General features: G+C 62.1%; 16 protein-coding genes and 5 pseudogenes. 8 read left to right on the top strand and 13 right to left on the bottom strand.

Annotation, left to right across the window (positions count from 1 at the left end; translation table 11 throughout):
* The first annotated feature begins 156 nt into the window (after positions 1 to 156).
* On the top strand, positions 157 to 633 hold the full coding sequence (locus tag QWY84_RS19685; RefSeq protein ID WP_290204762.1) for a hypothetical protein: 477 nt from the start codon (positions 157 to 159) through the stop codon (positions 631 to 633).
* 214 nt (positions 634 to 847) lie between these two features.
* On the opposite strand, the gene QWY84_RS19680 is transcribed toward QWY84_RS19685, so the two are convergent.
* The 3 genes from QWY84_RS19680 to QWY84_RS19670 form a co-directional block, all read right to left on the bottom strand.
* Positions 848 to 1,663: an acyl-CoA thioesterase gene (locus QWY84_RS19680; RefSeq protein ID WP_290204761.1), complete on the bottom strand. Its 816-nt coding sequence runs from the start codon at positions 1,661 to 1,663 to the stop codon at positions 848 to 850.
* Between the two features lie 120 nt (positions 1,664 to 1,783).
* A complete protein-coding gene (locus QWY84_RS19675; protein WP_290204760.1) occupies positions 1,784 to 2,374 on the bottom strand; it encodes a 2-hydroxychromene-2-carboxylate isomerase in 591 nt (196 codons plus the stop codon).
* 22 nt (positions 2,375 to 2,396) lie between these two features.
* On the bottom strand, positions 2,397 to 3,131 hold the full coding sequence (locus QWY84_RS19670; RefSeq protein WP_290204759.1) for an SDR family oxidoreductase: 735 nt from the start codon (positions 3,129 to 3,131) through the stop codon (positions 2,397 to 2,399).
* A 102-nt stretch (positions 3,132 to 3,233) separates the two neighbouring features.
* Between QWY84_RS19670 and QWY84_RS19665 the strand changes: the two genes are divergently transcribed.
* From QWY84_RS19665 to QWY84_RS19650, 4 genes and pseudogenes are all read left to right on the top strand, one after another.
* Complete coding sequence (locus QWY84_RS19665; RefSeq protein ID WP_290204758.1) at positions 3,234 to 3,725, top strand: winged helix-turn-helix transcriptional regulator; 492 nt, start codon at positions 3,234 to 3,236, stop codon at positions 3,723 to 3,725.
* Between the two features lie 161 nt (positions 3,726 to 3,886).
* Positions 3,887 to 5,325: pseudogene (locus tag QWY84_RS19660) on the top strand (IS1182 family transposase).
* A gap of 390 nt (positions 5,326 to 5,715) precedes the next feature.
* Positions 5,716 to 6,486: an MBL fold metallo-hydrolase gene (locus QWY84_RS19655; protein ID WP_290204757.1), complete on the top strand. Its 771-nt coding sequence runs from the start codon at positions 5,716 to 5,718 to the stop codon at positions 6,484 to 6,486.
* Between the two features lie 23 nt (positions 6,487 to 6,509).
* A complete protein-coding gene (locus tag QWY84_RS19650) occupies positions 6,510 to 7,469 on the top strand; it encodes a GlxA family transcriptional regulator (RefSeq protein ID WP_290204756.1) in 960 nt (319 codons plus the stop codon).
* 40 nt (positions 7,470 to 7,509) lie between these two features.
* Here the strand turns inward: QWY84_RS19650 and QWY84_RS19645 are convergent, their stop codons facing one another.
* From QWY84_RS19645 to QWY84_RS19630, 5 genes and pseudogenes are all read right to left on the bottom strand, one after another.
* Positions 7,510 to 7,809: a zinc-binding dehydrogenase gene (locus tag QWY84_RS19645; RefSeq protein ID WP_290204755.1), complete on the bottom strand. Its 300-nt coding sequence runs from the start codon at positions 7,807 to 7,809 to the stop codon at positions 7,510 to 7,512.
* A 112-nt stretch (positions 7,810 to 7,921) separates the two neighbouring features.
* Positions 7,922 to 8,326 (bottom strand): annotated as a pseudogene (locus QWY84_RS20185) (alcohol dehydrogenase catalytic domain-containing protein); the annotation flags it as partial.
* Between the two features lie 224 nt (positions 8,327 to 8,550).
* Positions 8,551 to 8,829 (bottom strand): hypothetical protein, encoded by a 279-nt coding sequence (locus QWY84_RS19640; RefSeq protein WP_290204754.1) that lies wholly within the window; start codon positions 8,827 to 8,829, stop codon positions 8,551 to 8,553.
* Between the two features lie 160 nt (positions 8,830 to 8,989).
* Positions 8,990 to 11,332 (bottom strand): heavy metal translocating P-type ATPase, encoded by a 2,343-nt coding sequence (locus tag QWY84_RS19635; protein ID WP_290204753.1) that lies wholly within the window; start codon positions 11,330 to 11,332, stop codon positions 8,990 to 8,992.
* Positions 11,333 to 11,389: 57 nt separating this feature from the next.
* Entirely contained in the window at positions 11,390 to 11,938 is a 549-nt protein-coding gene (locus QWY84_RS19630) for a cysteine hydrolase family protein (protein WP_290204752.1), read from the bottom strand.
* Positions 11,939 to 12,055: 117 nt separating this feature from the next.
* On the opposite strand from QWY84_RS19630, the gene QWY84_RS19625 reads away from it, so the two are divergent.
* A complete protein-coding gene (locus QWY84_RS19625; RefSeq protein ID WP_290204751.1) occupies positions 12,056 to 13,030 on the top strand; it encodes a GlxA family transcriptional regulator in 975 nt (324 codons plus the stop codon).
* 26 nt (positions 13,031 to 13,056) lie between these two features.
* Here QWY84_RS19625 and QWY84_RS19620 read toward each other — a convergent pair.
* Positions 13,057 to 13,341, bottom strand: a pseudogene (locus tag QWY84_RS19620) (IS3 family transposase); the annotation flags it as partial.
* Between the two features lie 44 nt (positions 13,342 to 13,385).
* Here QWY84_RS19620 and QWY84_RS19615 point away from each other — a divergent pair.
* Entirely contained in the window at positions 13,386 to 14,759 is a 1,374-nt protein-coding gene (locus tag QWY84_RS19615) for an IS30 family transposase (protein WP_290204750.1), read from the top strand.
* Between the two features lie 25 nt (positions 14,760 to 14,784).
* On the opposite strand, the pseudogene QWY84_RS19610 reads toward QWY84_RS19615, so the two are convergent.
* The 3 genes and pseudogenes from QWY84_RS19610 to QWY84_RS19600 all read right to left on the bottom strand — a co-directional run.
* Positions 14,785 to 14,982: pseudogene (locus QWY84_RS19610) on the bottom strand (DDE-type integrase/transposase/recombinase); the annotation flags it as partial.
* Between the two features lie 80 nt (positions 14,983 to 15,062).
* Positions 15,063 to 16,574, bottom strand: a complete 1,512-nt coding sequence (gene ltrA, locus QWY84_RS19605; RefSeq protein WP_290204749.1) for a group II intron reverse transcriptase/maturase — start codon at positions 16,572 to 16,574, stop codon at positions 15,063 to 15,065.
* A 679-nt stretch (positions 16,575 to 17,253) separates the two neighbouring features.
* Positions 17,254 to 17,945: pseudogene (locus tag QWY84_RS19600) on the bottom strand (IS3 family transposase); the annotation flags it as partial.
* A 337-nt stretch (positions 17,946 to 18,282) separates the two neighbouring features.
* Between QWY84_RS19600 and QWY84_RS19595 the strand changes: the two are divergent.
* Complete coding sequence (locus QWY84_RS19595; RefSeq protein ID WP_290204748.1) at positions 18,283 to 19,251, top strand: IS1595 family transposase; 969 nt, start codon at positions 18,283 to 18,285, stop codon at positions 19,249 to 19,251.
* A gap of 275 nt (positions 19,252 to 19,526) precedes the next feature.
* Here QWY84_RS19595 and QWY84_RS19590 read toward each other — a convergent pair whose 3' ends face one another.
* Positions 19,527 to 20,327: a GntR family transcriptional regulator gene (locus tag QWY84_RS19590; protein ID WP_290204747.1), complete on the bottom strand. Its 801-nt coding sequence runs from the start codon at positions 20,325 to 20,327 to the stop codon at positions 19,527 to 19,529.
* Positions 20,328 to 20,401 lie beyond the last annotated feature (74 nt).

Raw genomic sequence — 20,401 nt, 5'->3', positions numbered from 1 at the left:
TGCCGGAAAAAACGGGACCACTTTACTTATTGAAGCGCGAGAGGGAGAGGATCTCCATAGAAATCGCTCGGGCGCTCTACGCCATCTGCGGGACGCCGTGCGGAGAGCGACCGGGTATAGTACTCACGGCCATTTCCACACGACCTGAAGGTTTTGATGGCAAAGAATACGCCGACCGACACCCGACCCCGCCGCGGCGTGCTTGAGCTTCCGGAATTCAACGTCGTCTTGTTCGCGTGGCTGCTCAACTATCCATGGGAGTTCCTGCAGGTCCCCTTCTTCCGGGACATGCCTACGGCCGATCACTGGGAAGCGATCGTGCTCTGCACCCGGGCCGCGGGCGGCGACACGTTAATCGCCCTGTTTGCTTTCTGGGTGGTTGCCCTTGCCTGGAGGAAGCGCGGCTGGGTCCTCCGGCCTCATTCCGGACATGTCGCAGCATTCGTCCTGGTCGGCGTCGCGGTGACCGTTGGCTTCGAGTGGCACGCGACCGTGGTCGCCGACAGGTGGGCGTACGCATCCCGTATGCCGGTCGTGCCTGTAATCGGCACGGGGCTGTCGCCACTGTTGCAATGGATCGTTCTGCCGCCGCTCGTGGTCTGGCTGGTGCGACGGCAGATCGGACCGAGATAACGGGCACCGGGAAAGCGCATCAGGGAAAAGCGAGTGGAGTTATCGTGTGGTCACAGCACTTCCTGTTGCGCATTTATGGGCCGGGATATTCTTAAAAGCGGTCATTCATCACTGCATTCCAAAGGTCCGCTCAGGGTCGTCACCCCCGCAAGCATGATCGGGAAAGCCGTCGCTCGTGCCCCTGGAAGCGCCCGGCCTCGGTGCCCACCTGTCGTCATTCCTTGAAGTAGACAACTTGATGCGTGGAGGCGAGGAGACGGCCGTCGGTGCTCCACACTTCGGCGCTCTGGTCGAAGAACCCCTTACCGAAGTGCACCCCGCGAGCGACCCCTAGGAGGAATTCGGTGCCCTGATCCCTCACTTGCGTTTGGTCGGCATGGAAGTACGTCGTCAGAGCCACGGTTCCGATAGGAACCCACGTCCCTCGACGGACGAAGATGCGCGGGAAGAAGGCGTCACACAGCGCCGCCAGTGACGCAAAATCCAGCGGTCGGGGTGGGTCATCGCGCAGCCACAGGCGGCTCTGCGACGGGATTTCCTCGTTGGTTGGCCCCTCGATGGTCCCGTCGATGAACCGCATGTCGTAACAACTGGTCCAGGGGGCCCGACTGCGCGGCGCGGCGGGGGAAAGGGTTGTAGCGGACGGAACCGTCGGGAACGTTGCGTCGGTCGCTTCCCAGGTGTCCCGCCGGATGCCGGTCACCGCGGTGGCGAAGGCGACCACCTCGTTGTCCTGCACCAACTCCACGAACCAGTGCTGGGTGCTGCGGTTGGTGCGCATGGCACGGACCGTGACGGAGAACGCCCCGTCGGCAATCGGGGCAGCGAAATGGACAGTCAATGCGACCGGGTCCCCCAGGCGTTGCGGCTCGACCATGACGGCGTTGAGCAGTGCGGCGGCAATGACACCACCGAATGGGCCGACCATGTTGGCGTAGGCGTCATGGGTGTGGCCTGTATATCGCCCATCGCCATGGGCTGTGAGCTCAATGGCCTCATCAAACGCGTGCCTGTTGGAAGGGGCTGCCATTGCGCATGCTCCTGATCGGGTGGATGTGGTTACAGTAGAGGGCGAACTGCCCGGGCGTCGACTTCGCCCATTTGTCGAAGGGGCGTCGACACCGTGCCCCGAAGCCGGCTCGCCCCGCATTCACGCCCGGCGCAGCGCCGCGGCGATCCAATCGAGCCGATCCTGTCCGAACCACATCTCCTCGCCGACAAAGAACGTCGGTGCACCGAAAACACCCCGCGTCACGGCCTCCTCGGTGGTCGCCTTCAAGCCCTCCTTTGCTCGGGGCGATTGGGCCTGCTCGAGTGCCTCCCCCGCGTCGAAACCGGCCTCTTCCAGCGTACGTGCGACTTCCTCCGGATCGTTCAGATTCCGAGGCTCCACCCACATGGCTCGGAAGACCACATGCAGGTAAGCATCAAACGCGGGGGTATCCCGATACGCTTCCGCGCCACGCATCAGCAGCAGCGTGTTGATGGGAAAGTGCGGGTTGTATTGGAACGGCACCTGGTACCGCTCGGCATGGCGCACAAGATCGCGGTGCGTGTACTGGCCCTTGGCCGGCACCTCCACCGGCGATCGGTTGCCGGTGGCCTTGAACACCCCGCCCAAGAGCATGGGCTTCCACACGATGGCCGCACCGGCCGCATCAGCTATCCCGGGTAACTGCGTCCAGGCCAGATAGCTGGCCGGACTGCCGACGTCAAAGAAGAACTCGACCTGCTTGCTCACGATGCTCGACTCCCTTCCAGGGTTACTGGATGCCGAAAACGCTCTCGCTCCACGGGCGCAGGTCCAGCTCGAACGTCCAGCAATCCCGCGGCTGCGTGTGGAGCTGCCAGTAGGCGTCGGCGATATGCTCCGGATCGAGGATGCCCCCGTGCGCCTTGGCCTTGTAGCGCTTCGGGAAATTGTCGCGGATAAACGCGGTGTCGATGGCACCGTCGATGACGGGGTGGGCCACGTGGATTCCCTGCGGCGCCAGTTCCCGCGCCATGCTCTCGGCCAGAGCGCGCAGGGCGTGCTTGGCTCCGGCGAAAGCCGAGAAACCGGTGCGGCCGCGGACACTGGCCGTCGCCCCGGTGAAGATAATGGTGCCGCGCTGCCGCGGCACCATTACCCGCGCCGCCTCGCGCCCGGTGAGAAAGCCGGCAAATGCACCCATCTCCCAGACCTTGCGGTAGACCCTCTCCGTGGTCTCCAGGATGGGGAAGTGGACGTTGGCACCGATGTTGAACACTGCCACCTCGATGGGCCCAACCTCTTGCTCGATGGTCTGCACCATCCCCACCACCTGCTCTTCCTGGCGAGCGTCGCAACCGAAGGCGCGTGCCTGGCCGCGGTCTGCATGGATGGCATTCACCAGCGGCGCAAGCTTGTCTCCATTACGGCGCGCCACGCAGGCGACGTACCCTTCCCGGGCGAACCGCCTGGCAATAGCGCCGCCTGTTGCGTCGCCCGCACCGACAACGAGAGCTGCCTTATTCACGTGGAACTCCTTCAGGGTTCTTTTTTGGAACTTGGCTTGAACGATATAGTTCTTTTTTGGAACCTGTCAAGCTGTGCAAAGATCAACCTATAGGAGTCGGCCATGCGCTGGGAAGAACTGGACCAACAACCCTGCTCCCTGGCCCGGGCGCTGTCGGTCGTTGGCGACCGGTGGACTCTCGTTATCCTGCGTGACTGCTTCCTCGGCGTGCGCCGTTTCGATGACTTCGAGGCACGACTGGGCATCACACGGCACATCCTCTCTGACCGGCTGAAGAAGCTGCTCGACGCGGGTGTTCTGGAGAAACGTCCCTATCAGGAACGCCCACGGCGCGACGAGTACCGACTCACCGTCAAAGGGCGAGATCTCTACCCGGTGATTCTCTCCCTCGTGCACTGGGGCGATCGGTATATGGCCGATGACAGGGGCCCGCCGATCCGGCATCGCCATCGTGGCTGTGGCCATCGGATGCGTGGCGTCCTCGTGTGCAGTGAATGCGGTGACGACCTCCACCCCCGGGACGTGGAGGTCGAGGAATCACCGGCGTGGGAAGGACAGCTCATGCCGCGCAAACGGAGCCAGAGCCAAGACTGAAGTGAAACAGCGTGTCGGCTTTGGTCGTCTGCGAGCCATACCATTCGAAGCATCATGACAGGTTAGGTAGTTTCGCAGCGCTCTGAACTTCGCGAACCGACCCAGGCTGTGTGAAAACGCGGTCCCCGATACAATTGCTGGAGTACACAGGGGGCTGAGCCATGACGCGTTTCGTACGGGGTGAGGCTCGTGGTCAGAGCACGCTGTTTCCGGAGTGTCTGGACGACTTCATCGCAGAGGACAACCCGGTCAGAGCCATCGAGGCGTTCGTCGAGACCCTCGATCTGCGTGGACTCGGCTTTGCCGGCGTCGATCCCAAGGAGACGGGGCGACCCGCTTATCACCCGGCGGCGATGCTCAAGATCTACATTTACGGCTACCTCAACCGGATTCAGTCGAGTCGGCGCCTGGAGCGCGAGGCGCAGCGCAACGTGGAACTGATGTGGCTGACCGAGCGGCTCAGTCCGGATTTCAAGACCATCGCCGATTTCCGCAAGGACAATGGCAAGGCCATTCGGGAGGTGTGCCGGGAGTTCGTGGCGCTGTGCCGCCGCCTGGAGCTGTTCTCTGAGGCCATGGTTGTCATCGATGGCAGCAAGTTCAAGGCGGTCAACAACCGGGACCACAATTTCACCGCCGCGAAGATGAGGCGGCGCATGGAGCAAATCGAGGAGAGCATCGAGCGCTACCTGGGTCAGCTCGAGACGTCGGATCACAACGACGCCGGTGTTCTCCGGAGGCGGCGACGGGCCATCTCAAGGAGAAAATCACGAGGCTCCAGAAGGAAGTCGAGCGCCTGCGGGCGATCGAGGCCCAGAGGCAGGAAGCCCCCGATCGGCAAGTCTCGCTCACGGACCCGGATGCGCGCTCCATGGCGACCAGCGGCCGCGGTACAGGGATGGTGGGGTACAACGTACAAACGGCCGTCGACAGCGACCATCACTTGATCGTCGCCCACGAGGTCACCAACGTCGGCCACGACCGCACCCAACTTGCCAACATGGCGCACCAGGCCTCAGACGCCCTCGGGACGGAGGAACTGCACGTCATTGCCGACCGCGGCTACTTCAAGGGTGAGGAGATCCTTGCCTGCGAGCAGGCCAACATCATGACCTACGTGCCCAAGCCGCTGACATCAGGCAACGGCGCCGAGGGGTACTTCCCGAGAGAGGCTTTTCGGTACGCGCCCGAGGAGGATGCCTATTATTGCCCTGCCGGCGAGCGGCTCATCTGGCGGTTCTCCAACGAGCAAAACGGGCAGATCCAGCACGCCTACTGGAGTTCCGCGTGTCCGAGCTGCTCCATCAAGGACCAGTGCACGCGTGGCGTGCACCGACGAATCCGTCGGTGGGAGCATCAGAGCGTGCTTGACGCTGTGCAGTCACGCCTGGATCGCTATCCCGAAGTCATGCGACTGCGACGACAGACAGTGGAGCACCCGTTCGGGACCCTGAAAGCCTGGATGGGCTCGACCCACTTCCTCACCAAACGACTCCCTGGCGTGAATGCCGAGATGAGCCTGCACGTGCTCGCCTACAACTTCAAACGGGCCATGAACATCCTCGGCCCCGGACCGCTGATCCAGGCCATGCGAGCCTGAGATCGGTCCGGCCCGCTGTCATCGCGTCTCACAGCGCGGATGACCAGAACGATGCGTTCCAAGCCGGTGGGGAAAATTCGATGACCCTAACTGGCCGTTTCTGGATAGACAGGCCGCATTCCTCCTGAGGGAAAGGCTGCGTCGTTCACGTTCGCCGTCGTTCGCATCACCCCGGCCCGTGAGCGCGACGCCTTCAGAGTTTTCACACGGCCTGGACCCTGAGCAGACCGTAGAGGTCTGATTCCGAACGTCCGCTATCGATTTCACCAAGGTTGAGCGCATACTGCAATTGGCCCGATTGCGACGATAGCTGTCTTTTGGGCCATTTTCGTCGTAGGAACGGGCCGTTACGGTGTCGCCTTATCCATACCGAGGATGAGGAACATCGCCATGCTATTGACCCAAGTCCGCAACGCCACCTTGAAGCTCGAATACGCCGGCAATCGGATCCTCGTCGATCCGATGCTGGCGGACAAGGACGCCTATCCCGGCTTCGAGGGCACCGTGAACAGCCACCTGCGCAACCCGCTGGTGGCGCTGCCGATGCCGGTGGAGGAGTTGCTGGACGTGGACGCCATCCTAGTGACGCATCTCCATCCGGACCATTGGGACGAGGCCGCCCGGACCCGGGTGCCTCGCGACATGCCGATCCTCACCCAGAACGGCGAGGACGCCGAGGTAATCCGGGCCCAGGGCTTTACCCGGGTCGTGCCTTTCACCGGGGCGGGCGTGCTCGGCGACATCGCGCTCACCCGCACGCCCGGCCAGCACGGCTCCGATGCCGCCATGGCTGCCGCTGGTGCGCGGCTGGGCAGGGTCAGTGGCGTGGTCTTGCGGCACCCTGATGAGAAGTCGCTCTACATTGCCGGCGATACGGTATGGAATGGCTACGTGGCCGATACCCTGGCCACCCAGGCGCCGGATGTCGTGGTGCTGAACTGCGGTGATGCCGGCATCGAGGACCTGGGCTCGATCATCATGAATGCCGAGGACGTGCGTGAGGTCCACCGTGCCGCCCCGGACGCGACTCTGGTCGCCAGTCATATGGAAGCGGTCAACCACTGCGTGCTGACCCGGGAGCAACTGCGGGCCTATGGCAGGGAGCAGGGCATGGCTGAGCACCTCCTGGTGCCCGAGGACGGAGAACCGCTGACACTGTGAGCACGATGCACGAGGAGGCCCGAATGTCGATACCCACGGTGGCCGTGGTGGCCTTCAACCACTTCAGTGCCTTCCACGTCTCGGTGCCCTGCGTCATCTTCGACGATATCCTCCCCGGCCAGCGCCTCTTCGATCTGAGGCTCTGCGCCGGGGAGCCGGGGCGGCTGCGCTCGGACCAGGGCCTCGTGCTCGACACCGGGCACGGCCTGGATGCCCTGGCCGAGGCGGAGATCATCGTCGTGCCCTACTGGCGCGATCCCTCCGAACGGCCGCCCCGGGCGCTGCTGGATGCTCTCGTCGCGGCGTATCAGCGCGGTGCGGAGGTGGTGGGTCTTTGCATGGGCACCTACGTGCTGGCCTATGCCGGGCTGCTCGACGGCCGCCGTGCCGCCACCCACTGGGGGCTCGAGCAGGACTTCCTGCATCGCTTCCCGGCGGTGCGACTGGATACCAATGCCCTCTACGTGGATGATGCGCGCTGCATTACCTCGGCGGGCACCGCCGCGGGCTTGGACTGCTGCCTGTATCTCGTGCGCCAGCGTCATGGCGGTGCCGTCGCCAATCGGGTGGCACGCCGCATGGTCATCCCGCCATACCGCGAGGGCGGTCAGGCACAGTTCATCGAGCATCCGGTTCCGACGTCGACCCGCGATGGCCGAGTCAATGACCTGTTGGAGTACCTGCGTACCCACCTCGATGGACCTCATTCCCTGGATGCGCTCGCCCGCAGGGTCAGCCTGAGCCGGCGCAGCCTGACGCGCCACTTTCAGCGTGCCACGGGCCTGTCCGTGGGCGAATGGCTGCAGGCCGAGCGGCTGCGGCGCAGCCAGGAGCTGCTCGAGACCAGCGCCCACTCGGTCGAGACCATTGCCGGGCTGGTCGGCTTTCCCTCGGCCGCTGCACTTCGCCAGCACTTCCGGGCCCGCTTCGGCGCCACGCCCACTGAATGGCGGCGTCGCTTCCAGCCGCAGGCGACGGTGTGACGCCGAGTGCAATATGTCGTGGGCAGAACGTGCAGGCGCCTTACTCGCGCACCAGGATGCCAACCTTGCCCACATGGGACTTGGACAGGAAGGCCTCCTGGGCGGCACGGAGGTCTCGCAGCGGATACGTGTCGGCGATCACCGGACGGATCTCGCCAGCCTCGATATAGCCGACGAGATCCGTGAACACGGTAGCCGGTTGGTGCGTGCAGCCGAAGAACGACAGATCGCACGGATAGAGCGTGCGTAGGTCCAGCTCCACGATGGGGCCCGCGATGGCGCCCGCCGTTGGCCAGCGCGTCGATGAAATCGCTCCAGCGTCCACCCCCGACGAGGTCAAGAACCATATCGACGGCGCGCCCGGGGATGTCGGCGTCGGACAAAGCGGACCGGACTGGGACCGCGTCTTCCGCTGCAACAGTCGTGTATTCGGCGAAGGCGTCGTCACGTTCCGAGCCGAAGGTCGCGATCGACAGATCGGCGCCGTCCGTCTTGGGGGACTGGACGGCACGCACGACGACCCGTTCGCCGACCCTTGTATCGTGAACCCCCTCCCCGACGGCCACGATCACACCGCAGCAATCCGCGCTCTGGATGCGCGGAAAGACCAAGGCATCCCCGGACCAGCTTCCATCCTCATTTGCCTCGTCGCCGTAGCCCTCCGACGCGCCCGAGGCGGTGTCGCCAAGGACGCGTTTCGAATACCACCCGATGCGCGTGTTCACATCCGTGTTGTTGACAGCCGAGGCTGCAACCCGGATGAGGACCGATTCGGGGGTCGGAGCGGGGACCGGCAGATCATCCCGCCATTCGAGCTTCTCGAGACCTCCATGGCCTGTCAGGACCACGCCACTCATTGTTTCCGGGAGTGCCATCGTTGGCCTCGCCGAGCAGAAGGATTCCTGTACCTGCGCAGGTGGAGGCGGATTCTACATCGTCACTGATGACCGTAGGGCTGGGGAAGATTCCATGCACGGAATATAGCTTTTCTCGAGACATACACAGCCAGGCTGAACGCCGTCCGCGAAGCCTGTAACGGCGGATGTGACACCGTGCAAGGCCTCTGGGACTGCTTTGCTCCTCAGCGCTGCTGAGCCCTTTCGGCTGAGGCGCCCTTGCAGGAGCAATCGACGCTGCAGGCCTTTCGGTTCTTCTTCAGTGCCAGATAGAGAAATATGCCTCCGCTCGCCACGAAGAAGCCGAGGGCGGCACGCTCAAAGTACACCCCAAGCCCAGCAACTGCGGTGAAGCCAAATGCGAGAGCGAGCACCGGAATAGCGCAGCACCCGACGCAAGCAGCGCCGGCCACCCATGCGAGGCGTCTGGCAGTTGTAGTTCGCGAGACCGTCTCAATAGTCATGCCTGCTCCTATTTCGTCCGCGGGGCGAGTGGAGTCTAGACTGTGGACCATACTCCACAGTCAGGCGTTGGCCGGAAGGTCCTCCCGCTGAATGGATGTGTGGTGGACAGACCAGCAGGCTGGGAACAAACTCGGCCGGCTGTTTCTTACGAGCGCTCGATTATGGCCCTGACAGGCGTACAACTCGCAATCTGAGCGCATTGGCAATCACGCTGACCGACGACAGGGACATGGCTGCAGCCGCAATGATGGGAGACAGCAGGATCCCGGCGAATGGATAGAGAACGCCCGCCGCAATCGGCACGCCAGCCGAGTTGTAGACAAAGGCAAAGAACAGGTTCTGGCGAATGTTGCGCATGGTTGCCCGCGACAGCCGCCTTGCCTCGACAATGCCCATCAGATCCCCGCGCAGCAGGGTCACCCCGGCACTCTCGATGGCGACATCCGTACCGGTATCCATGGCCACACCCACGTCGGCGGTTGCCAGTGCGGGTGCGTCGTTCACGCCATCGCCGGCCATGACCACGACCCGTCCTTCGTCCTGCAGGCGTTTCACCACCCTGCCCTTGTCCTCCGGCAGCACCTCAGCCTCGACTTCGTCGATCGCCAGCCGCCGCGCCACCGCCTCGGCTGAAGTCCGGTTATCCCCCGTGAGCATCACGACTCGGATGCCATCCTGCTGCAGTGCCCGGATGGCGGCTTCCGTCGTTTCCTTCACGGGGTCCGCAATGGCCACCAGCCCGCGGATGCGCCCGTCGACGGCCGCGAAAATGACCGTCGCGCCGTCCCGCCGAAGCTGATTCGCTTCCTCCTCGAACGCCTCTACGGCCACACTTTCCGCTTCCATCAGTAACCGGTTCCCGAGCAGGATTCGATGGCCGTCAATCCAGCCGGTCACCCCCTTACCATTGGGCGAATCAAAATCCGTCACCTCGGGCAAATCCAGTTCCATGGTTTGCGCCTTCTCGAGGATGGCGCGAGCCAGGGGATGTTCACTACCCTTTTCCACGCCGGCCGCAAACCGCATCAAGGTTTCCTCGGTATCGCCTTCAGCCGGGACCAGTCGGGTCACCTGGGGCCGCCCCTCCGTCAGGGTTCCGGTCTTGTCGACCACCACCGTGTCGACCTTTTCCATACGCTCCAGAGATTCCGCATCCCGAATAAGCACCCCGCTCTGGGCGCCCCGGCCAACCCCCACCATAATGGACATGGGCGTGGCCAGACCCAGAGCACAGGGGCAGGCGATAATCAATACGCTGACGGCCGCGATCAGTCCGAAGGCCATGGGTGGTTGCGGCCCGAAAACGGACCAGGCGACAAAGGCGATGACAGCAATCACGATCACGGCCGGGACGAACCAGGCCGCCACCCGATCCGCCAGCCCCTGGATGGGCGCCCGGCTGCGCTGGGCATTCGCCACCATCTGGACCACCTGAGACAGCATGGTGTCCTGCCCCACGCGGTCAGCTCGCATGACGAAGCTGCCCTGCTCGTTGATGCTGCCGCCGATGACCGAGTCACCCGGTTCCTTGCTGACAGCCAGCGGCTCGCCGGTGACCATGGATTCATCCACGCTGGAGCCGCCCTCCAGTACTTCGCCGTCCAGGGGCACCTTGTCGCCTGGTTTGACCCGAAGACGGTCGCCTACCTGCACCTGGTCCAGCGACACCTCGGCTTCATTGCCTTCAGCGTCCAGTCGGCGGGCCGTTGCCGGCGCCAGCTCCAGCAGTGCCTTGATGGCGCCGGACGTCTTCTCCCGGGCCCGCAGCTCCAGCACCTGCCCCAGCAGCACCAGCACCACGATCACCGCAGCGGCCTCAAAATAGACCGCGACCGATCCATCCGGCTGGCGGAAGGCGTCCGGAAACACCGATGGCGCCAGCGTCGCGACCATGCTGTAGGCCCAAGCAACGCCGGTGCCGATCGCGATGAGCGTGAACATGTTCAGGCTGCGATTGACGACCGATTTCCAGCCCCGCTGGAAAAACGGCCAGCCACACCAGAGCACGACCGGCGTGGCCAGCAACAGCTGGATCCAGTTCGACGTCTGGGGAGCGATCAAATGCGTGAGGCCGATCAAATGACCGCCCATTTCCAGCAGGAACACGGGAAGGGCCAACACCGCACCGATCCAGAACCGGCGTGTCATGTCCGTGAGCTCGGCCGAGGGCCCCATATCCGTAGTCACCTGCTCCGGCTCCAGGGCCATACCGCAAATCGGGCAGTCACCCGGCCCTTCCTGCCGGATTTCCGGGTGCATCGGGCAGGTGTACATGGTTCCGGGTGGTACCGGCTCAGCGGCGTTTTCCTTACCGGAAAGGTAATAGTCCGGGTCGGTCTCGAATTTGGACTGGCAGTGGGCGGAGCAGAAATACCAGGAACGGCCCGCGTGCTGACTGCGGTGTTCCGCGGTGCGCGGATCCACTGTCATGCCACAGACCGGATCTCTGGTACCCGGATCATGTTTCTGCTCATGATCGTGAGCGCACTGTCGGTCAGACATGTCGCCTCCCAAGACTCGGCCCCCCGGGGTGGTTCAATTCATCCTGAACGATCGCATCTATTGAGTCAGAAATTCCTTTGTGGTTGTCACGGTCCCGTAAGCGAACACCAACGCCGCCATGATCGTGGCGTGAACTTGACCCGCCGGAACGGTTACCCCGTCAAACTCAAGATCACGCGTCGCGCAAGCATCCTGAACAATGGTGGTCTTGTAGCCAAGATCAGAGGCCGCGCGGCTGGTTGCGTCGATGCACATGTGGCTCATGGCCCCAATGATCACAACCTCCTCGACCCCCTGTGAATCTAGGGTCTCTTTCAGTCCGGTCTCGAGAAAGGAGTTTGGATAGTTCTTCACGATCACCGTTTCCGACGCCAACGGCGCAACTGCCGGATTGGTTTCAACACCGTCAGTGCCGGGGTTGAAAAACGGTGCCTGTGGGTCGGGGAACTCGTGCCGGAAGTGGATGATCTGATCGTTCGCCCGTCGACCGTGCTCAATAACCCTGGCTGCATTCGCCGCGGCTTTCTCAATGCCCACCAGCGGCAGCTTACCGCCCGGAAAGTATTCGTTCTGGATGTCAACAGCGATAATGGCGCGCTTGCTCACGTCGGTACTCCTCTTTCCCGGTTTGTGGCGCTTCTTCAGAGCGTATTGACATCATCGCTCGGAGGTAGCCATATTGCCCATTGGCTAAATAGACACAATAGATGGCGAATACGACAAATGAGCACCGGCTCGCCTATCGAGATTGGTCTTCTGCTCTATCCTGAAGCGCAGCACTCGGCTGTTCTGGGCATGACAGATCTGTTCGAAGTCACGAACCGGTTTGTTTTGCCTCAAACAGCACCCGGAGGTGAGCGTATCCGCGTCAGCCATTGGCAGCTGGACTCTGCCCAAGCGACTCCGACCCGGGTTTTCGATACCGTGCCGGATGGCGTCGGCGAGCCCACAGTGTTGGTCATGCCACCGAGCCTGGGAGAGCCTCCGGCCCCAGAGACAGCGGCGCCCTACCGTGATTGGCTCCGCCAGCACCACAGGGCCGGGGACGTCCTGACGTCGGTATGCGCTGGTGCGTTCATGCTAGCCGAGGCGGGACTGCTGGACGGGCGCCCGGCGACCACACACTGGATGTATGCGGATCAGTTCCGGGAGCGATTCCCGAAGGTGCACCTTGATGCTGATCGGCTGATCATTGACGACGGCGAGGTCGTGACAGCTGGGGGTGCTATGTCTTGGACGGATCTTGGTCTCAAACTCCTTGATCGCTTCCTGGGCCCGACGATCATGATGAGGACGGCGCGGATCCTTTTGGTCGACCCCCCAGGGCGTGAGCAGCGCTATTACAGCGTCTTCGCCCCAAGGCTCAAGCATGGCGACAAGGCCATCCTGAAGGTGCAGCATTGGCTACAGCAGACCGAAGCGAAGGAGGTCGCGCTCGGTCGGCTTGCACGCATCGCGGGGCTCCATGAAAGGACGTTCCAGCGCCGATTCTTCAAGGCCACCCGAATGACCCCGCTGGAGTACTGCCAAAGGCTCCGTGTGGGCAAAGCGCAGGAGCTTCTGCAGTTTGCCAGGTCATCCATCGAAATCGTCGCGTGGGAGGTCGGCTACCAGGACCCAGGGGCGTTTCGCAAAGTGTTCACACGCATCGTCGGCCTGTCTCCAGGTGACTATCGTCAGCGCTTCACGGCCGACTAGAATCAACGTGAATCGTGCCGGGGGTTCTACCCCGCTCCCACGGACGGTTGAGTTAAGTCGTCATCGTCCTTTCTTCGCTTTGCAGCGCGCCGCCGCATCCTCGGGTTATGGAACCGCTCGATGTAGTCGAAGATATCCGTACGCGCCTCGGCGTGGGTGCGGTAGTGGCGGCGATGGACACGCTCGCGCTTGAGCATTCCGAAAAAGCCCTCGGCCGCCGCGTTGTCGGCACAACTCCCAACAGCGCTCATGCTGCACACGATATTGTGACCGGCGAGAAACCGCTGGTATTCGTCACTGGTGAATTGGGCGAATTCAATCGGTCGTCGCAACATCTCGAAGTTGGAGGTGTTGCATGGGACGACCAAGGGGTTGGGCAGCGGAACAAACAGGGCGAGCGCCAATGCACTCGCCGGGCCGACCGGGCGTCAATCAGCGGGAGACAAAACAGGCATTCTGGAAGTACATCGCCGACGGCCTGCCGAGTGAGGGCGCGGCTTTGGCGTGCGGTGTGTCGCAGCCGCTGGGTCCACGTTGGTTTCGTGAGGCAGGCGGGATGGCACCGATCAGTTTGGCACCGCACTCGGGGCGGTACCTGTCATTCACTGAACGCGAGGAGCTGGCGCTATTGAAAGCCGAGCAGCTTGGTGTTCGCGAGATTGCACGCCGGCTGGGCCGATCGCCCGGGACGATCTCACGCGAGCTGCGGCGTAATGCAGAGACTCGCGGCGGTACGTTGAAATATCGGGCCACGGTCGCGCAGTGGAAGGCAGAGCGGGCGGCAAAGCGGCCCAAGACGGCTAAGCTCGCTGACAACGAGCGGTTGCGAGATTTCGTGCAAGCGCGGCTCGCGGGGGTCGTCACCGATGCGGACGGCAAACCCATTCCTGGTCCCAATGTGCCATGGAGAGGGCGGCGTCATGGTCGTCGAGCAGACCGGCGATGGGGTACCTGTTGGAGTCCGGAGCAGATCAGTCAGCGACTGCGGATCGACTTCCCGTTGGATGAGACCATGCGGATGTCTCATGAGGCGATCTATCAGGCACTCTACGTCCAGGGCCGCGGTGCGCTACGACGCGAGCTCTCCGCGTGCCTGCGTACTGGGCGAGCGTTGCGGGTGCCACGCGCCAGGACAAGGCAACGCGGCAAGAACTTCATCACCCCGGAGGTGATGATCAGCGAGCGCCCGGCCGAAGCTTCCGACCGTGCTGTCCCCGGCCACTGGGAGGGGAACCTCGTCCTCGGGCTGAACAGCTCCGCCATCGGTACCTTAGTCGAGCGCATGACCCGGTTCACGATGCTGCTTCATCTGCCACCCATGCCCGGTCATGTCCGCGGCGGTGGCGTTAAAAACGGGCCGGCGTTGGCCGGTCGCGGTGCCAAGGCTGTCCGCAATGCCATCGCCACGAAGATCGTGGCGCTGCCGGGGCAACTCCGCAAATCGCTGACCTGGGATCAAGGCGCAGAGTTGGCCCAACATGCACAACTCCGGATCGATGCCGGTGTGGCAATCTATTTTTGCGACCCGAGAAGCCCTTGGCAGCGGGGAAGCAACGAGAACACAAACGGGTTGTTGCGCCAGTACTTCCCCAAGGGAACCGACATCAGCAGGTACTCTGAACAAGAACTCGACGCCGTCGCGGCAACGCTCAACTGCAGGCCTCGAAAAACACTTGGCTGGAGAACGCCTGCTGAGGCGCTCGATGAGCTACTATCCTTGGCACAATAAGCCAGTGTTGCGACGACTCCTTGAACCTAACCTGGCAGCCGCGGTCCGAATGTAAGACCACCGGGTCATGGCTGTCACGTTGCCAAGAAGCCATCAGGACCGCCTGGAGGACGAGCTGCCGGTCCTGGCGATGACTCATCGACCAGCCCACGACCACCTGATTCCACAGATCGAGCACCACCGCCAGATACAGCCAGTTCTCAGCGGTGCGCAGTAGAGTAAGAAGCAGGGCGTAGTCGGACTATTTCCCTGCTTCTCCTCTCCGAACCGTACGTGCGCCTTTCAGCGCATACGGCTCTCCATTCAAGCGTGACCCATGGCCAAGGCGACGTCGCGATACCGGGAGGTGACCGTGTTGCGTTCCACCTCCCGCGGGAGATACGGGTTCGTCTCCGGAACCCGCCACCGGAATCGGCCTTTTCGACTGCTGACGAGACGTCGCAGGGCAACCGCGCAGAATGTCCCGTTGCGGTTGGGCCCGAAGAAGTGCCAGGTCTTGGCGCCGCCCTCCGGTGGCCGCCGGAAGGAGCGCTTCATCAGAGACCTGATGGTGGTGCGATACTTCCGGGCAAGCCAGTGAGCGAGGCGCCAGAACACGACCCCGTCGAGTTTCCTGTACGTCATCGCGGTGTAGTCGGTGAACTGGTAGAAGTTCGCCCACCCCGCCAATCGGCGATTCAGGCGATCCACCAGGTCGATTCGGTTCTCGTCATGATTGCCAGACAGCTCCTTCGCGAGCGACGCCGCGAAGTCCCTGAGCTTGTCTCTGGGGATCGATGTGACCGGGCGTATGGTGCCAGCAGGCCCCCGTTTGCGAATGATCCGGTGTCCGAGGAAGACAAAGCCGTCGTTGACGTGCGTGATATGGGTTTTCTCCATATTCAGCGTCAGCGACAGGTCTTCTTCCAGGAACTGTCGGCACTTTTCGCGAATGGCCTGGGCCTGCGCCTTGGTGCCCTTGACGACGATGACGAAGTCGTCAGCGTACCGGCAGTACGCCACCCCAGGTCGCCATTGCCGAGCTTCCCGGATAGCGATCGGGCGTTGGCGTTGGATGCTGGCGTTCCACACCCAGCGATCCTGTCGTGCTTTCTTTCCGAGGTAACGCCGATCCAGCCACTGATCGAACTCGTTGAGCATGATGTTCGACAGCAGCGGCGAGAGCACACCCCCTTGCGGCACTCCATCATGGGCGGCATGGAAGAGTCCTTGATCCACGTGTCCCGCCTTGATGAACCGCCACAAAAGCACAAGGAATCGCCGATCACTGATTCGCTTGCGTACACTCCGCATCAGCTTGCGGTGATGGACGGTGTCGAAGTAGCTGGCCAAGTCACCCTCGATGACCCATCGGCCGGCCGTGGTCGATCCGTCCGTCAGTTGCAGCTTCACGGTTCGGATTGCGTGATGCACGCTGCGCTCCGGGCGAAAGCCATAGGAGAGGCGATGAAAGTCGTTCTCCCAGATTGGCTCCATGGCCATGAGCATGGCGCGCTGGACGATCCGATCACGCAAGGTCGGAATCCCCAGCGGACGCTGTTTACCGTTGGCTTTGCGCAGATAGGTACGGCGTGCTGGCTGGGGCACATAGGTGCCCGCCAACAGCTCGGAGCGGATCACGTCCAGATGATGGCTGAGATGCCGCTCCAGGCGTTGCCGATCCATCCCGTCGACACCCGCGGTCTTCGCTCCCGGCGACGACAGCGTCCTCTCTGCAGCCGCCCGGAGCCAGTCACGCTGAGCAATCAGTCGCAACAATCGATCAACGCGCCGATGCGGATCGGCGGCTGACCAGGTCGCCAACTTGCTCTGCATTTCCCTGATTATCAAAGGTCTTCACCTCACTACTGTCAGGTAATCAGCCGAGCAAGCCACTTGAACTGCCCCCCTTCGCCATGTAGCGGGCTCTCCCCGCCGCAGACTACTACGGAGGCTCCGCCAGCTTGCCGGGCATCGGGGGCGCACTCCCTTGGCATCCCGTGCAAGCCTTCCCTCGTTGACATGCTGGACTCGAACGCACCGAGGAGGTTGCCGATCACAGTCTTTGCCCTTGCTTGCCGCAAGTCGGTCCCTACGCCACGGAGTAGCTGCGCTCTTGCCGTGGCCGACCGCCCGTGCCATACCTGTACCCGGACGGAAGGGACGGGGTCGCCTACTTATCAACCCAGCCCGATACGGACACCACCTGCTAAGCCGTGTAGGTGGTGGCGACATGTTCAGCCCATAGACGCGGATCAATCGGTTCGTGTTCCTCAACCTCTCGGTACTCAGCCTGGAGGTGCATCTTGGCGTAACGGCTTCGCCTCACACCCCGTTTCCCACGGGTTACGTCACCCTGCCAGTGCACAGCAGGTCACCGCCGCTTCGGCTCATGCCCTCCCGCAGCGAAGGGCAGCCCGCTGCGTCGCCCCTTCCCTGGGTTGCACAGCGGAATTCCAGTCATGCTCGTGCCCCTTCCGCCTTCTCTCCAAGGCCTCAAGGGACGAGGCACACGGTAGGTGATATCGGTCACCCACTTGGTGTTGGGAGCATCGGCGGCGAAATCCCGCCCCAAGTGGTTGCCGATGCCGTCAGGACGCGCACCTGCCTTCTTCCGGTTCCACCGTCGACGCTGCGGGATCCCTCGTAGCCCTTTGGCCCGCATCAATCGGGCGACACGGTTATGGCCACAGCCTTCGCCTTCGTAACGCAGTGCCTCCCAGATCCGCGGACTGCCAAGCACGCCGTCACTTTCCTCGTGGAGCGCCTCGATACGCTTCGAAAGCCGTTGATTGTCCGCTTGCCCCGGACTCATCGGGCGCTTCGCCCAGGCGTAATACCCGCTCGGCGAGACATTGAGGCATCGACACATCAGGCGCACTGGATACGCGCTGCGGCAACGATCAATCGCCCGGAATCTCACTTCGATTCCTTCGCGAAGAACGCTGCCGCGTCCTTTAAAAAATCACGTTCCTTCCTGACTCGCGCCAGCTCGCGCCGCAGCTCGGCAACCTCCTCGTCGCGGGGACTGCCTTGGCCCTGGAACGCAGTCGAGTGATCCCTCTCATGCTCGCGGCGCCAACGCGAGAGCATGTTGCCGTCGATCCCCAGCTCTCGGGCCACCTGACTCGTGGAGACATCCGACCGCTTGACCAGCTCCACCGCCTCGCGCTTGAACTCCGCCGAGTACTTCGTGCGTTTCGCCATCAGACACCTCCCAGCCCGCATTGGGCCTTAATGGATGTGTCCGTGCAAACGGGGTAGAACCCGCCGGCGTTGGTTAAAGTGCCGAGACGCTAGCCCACTGCCTATGAAGCGCTTCAATCCGATCCAGTAGATCCTCTGGTACTCCGGGCAAATCTGCAGGATGCTTCATCAGGGCGCCTTTGCCGCAGAGGAAGTTGAGAGCGAACTGAAGATTAGCCGCATCAAGGCTGATAAGATCGATTGCGCTGAAATTATAATTGCGGCTGATCGCGCGGCTCTGTTCAATTTGGAGGTTGATTGGTACAGTGCACCGTTCCCCGCAACGGCCTGAGTGTCTATGGATCCCAAGAAATTCAAAGAATTGCTTTCCTCGGTCGAGAGCCTGACCCCGACACAAAGCAGGCGCCTGCGCGAGACGCTGACCCAGGGTCAGGGCGCGGGGTCGAGCCTCGCTGTGATTGAAGCCGCGAAGCCGCCGGTATGCGCTCACTGCGAGAGTGAACGGGTTGTGCGCAACGGCCGTCGCCGTGGACTCCAGCGCTGGCTGTGCCGGGACTGCGGCAAGACGTCGAACGCCACCACGGGCACGCCGCTGTCCCGGCTGCGCGACAAGGAGTTGTTCGCTGCGTATGCGGACTGCATGCGCCAAGGCATGACCATCCGCGCCACCGCCCGGGAACTCGGGATGACCATCGACAAGGCGTTCCGCTGGCGCCACCGCTTTCTGGAAAACGCGGTCGAGCACCAGCCCGAACAAGTCTCTGGCCTTCTGGAAGTTGACGAGACCTACTTCCGGCGCTCGCAGAAGGGGTCACGCAAGATGGCGCGTGCGCCGCGCCGGCGTGGCGGCGGACAAGGCGGCGGTGGCCGTAGTAACGACAAATGGGTTCCTGTTCTCGTCGGGCGCGTGCGCGGGCAGCCATTCACGACAGATCGCGTGTTGGAGCGCGTCTCGGGTGTCGAGATCAGTAAGGCACTCGCGCCTGTTGTGAAGGATACGGATACAGTTGTCTGCACTGACGGCCACTCCGCCTATGAGCGTGTCGGTGAGAGGTTGGGCATCACCACCAAGCACTTCGTCGCCAGCTATCACGGCCACGTGCGCGACGGCGGCTTCCATGTGCAGAACGTCAACAACTACCACGGCCGACTCCAAGGCTGGATTCTCTACGGCCTTCGCGGCATCGCTACGAAGTATCTATCGAACTATCTGGCCTGGATGCGCTTGATGAGCTGGAAGCCTCAGGGCATCGACGCGGACGAAATCGTGGCCTCGGCAATGGGACGACAGGCGATCAACCTTTAAATTGAACAGAGCCAGCTGAGGCATGTCACGAGCTAGGTGGACGTGCTCTGATAATCGTTGTGTGGTATTCGCTGATGGCCGGAGATTGCCATCGAGGGTCGTCCTCACGACGCGACGGACAATCACACCGCTTCCGGCAGCAGTCGGCCGTCTCTGGATCATCGCTAACAGGCATCCGGATGACTGTGTTTCCTGACGCACCAACAATCGTGCTCTCAAAAGGACGGTCTCGGTGCCCCTCGATAACTTATTGGAGATTTACGCAATGGAGTGCTTCACTTTTGTGTTCCAAAAGTAAATGAAACCGGGCGGGAGTGATCCGTGCCCACGGTGGTCCGCAATTCAAACGCATCCGGTCGAAGCGGCGCAGTCATGACCTCAAGAACTTCGCCATCATCACCATAAGAAACGCGTTTAAGACAAGGAATCAGGTCTCCTTCATTGAGTTCAAGAAGTGACGCAATATGCGGTTTCGCCGCAACACAAGTTAGTGTGATATTAGCGTAACGTGGCTCTTTACCCGCACGCTCTTGTAATACCTGATAAATAGGGTGCTCTTCCACATCAGCTCGCGACATGAATCGGCCAAAACGCTCCGGCACATAGATTTCTGCTATGGCGTGGGGAACGCCTTCTGCTCGATAAAGGCGCCGGACAAAAAGTATACCCCCCTCCTGCTTTGCTAAAGGATCAGGAGCGCTATCTGAATCCGCAAACCATGTATACTCTAGCAGAGACACTATCGGCGTTAGCCCCGAGGCTGTGAACGACTCTACAAACGGGGCAAGCCTGTCGACCATTTGCACGGGACGCTTACCCGCAACGTATGTACCCTTTCCCTGGCGGCGGACAAGTAGCCCTTTGTCCACCAATGTCTCTATCGCACGCCGAACAGTACTTCGGCTAACGTTAAAGCGCGCAACAAGCTCCTTTTCTGTAGGGAGCCTCGCGCCTGCTTTCTGGCTCTCAATCTCCCTTCGCAAGGCCTCGGACAACTGCTCATGGACTGCGACAGCGCTGTCCGCATCCAACTCTGAAGAGATATCAATTACTGCCTCTTCTTTAACTTCTTCCACCGCTACGCTCCTAACTGTATCCCTATACATATTATAACATATGCAGACGTCCGCATTATCTCATGCGCAGTATT

It is taken from the genome of Aquisalimonas lutea, from assembly GCF_030409225.1.
GTDB lineage: Bacteria > Pseudomonadota > Gammaproteobacteria > Nitrococcales > Aquisalimonadaceae > Aquisalimonas > Aquisalimonas lutea.
The sequence above is the reverse complement of the archived record's forward strand: the minus strand, read 5'-3'. Positions and strand labels throughout refer to the sequence as shown.

What these genes read in the sequence shown, in the direction of transcription:
- QWY84_RS19640 (WP_290204754.1), bottom strand. Translation starts at nt 8,829, where the DNA reads ATGACTATTGAGACGGTCTCGCGAACTACAACTGCCAGACGCCTCGCA.
- QWY84_RS19650 (WP_290204756.1), top strand. Translation starts at nt 6,510, where the DNA reads ATGTCGATACCCACGGTGGCCGTGGTGGCCTTCAACCACTTCAGTGCC.
- QWY84_RS19635 (WP_290204753.1), bottom strand. Translation starts at nt 11,332, where the DNA reads ATGTCTGACCGACAGTGCGCTCACGATCATGAGCAGAAACATGATCCG.
- QWY84_RS19685 (WP_290204762.1), top strand. Translation starts at nt 157, where the DNA reads ATGGCAAAGAATACGCCGACCGACACCCGACCCCGCCGCGGCGTGCTT.
- QWY84_RS19665 (WP_290204758.1), top strand. Translation starts at nt 3,234, where the DNA reads ATGCGCTGGGAAGAACTGGACCAACAACCCTGCTCCCTGGCCCGGGCG.
- QWY84_RS19595 (WP_290204748.1), top strand. Translation starts at nt 18,283, where the DNA reads ATGGATCCCAAGAAATTCAAAGAATTGCTTTCCTCGGTCGAGAGCCTG.
- QWY84_RS19625 (WP_290204751.1), top strand. Translation starts at nt 12,056, where the DNA reads ATGAGCACCGGCTCGCCTATCGAGATTGGTCTTCTGCTCTATCCTGAA.
- ltrA (WP_290204749.1), bottom strand. Translation starts at nt 16,574, where the DNA reads ATGCAGAGCAAGTTGGCGACCTGGTCAGCCGCCGATCCGCATCGGCGC.
- QWY84_RS19680 (WP_290204761.1), bottom strand. Translation starts at nt 1,663, where the DNA reads ATGGCAGCCCCTTCCAACAGGCACGCGTTTGATGAGGCCATTGAGCTC.
- QWY84_RS19615 (WP_290204750.1), top strand. Translation starts at nt 13,386, where the DNA reads ATGGGACGACCAAGGGGTTGGGCAGCGGAACAAACAGGGCGAGCGCCA.
- QWY84_RS19655 (WP_290204757.1), top strand. Translation starts at nt 5,716, where the DNA reads ATGCTATTGACCCAAGTCCGCAACGCCACCTTGAAGCTCGAATACGCC.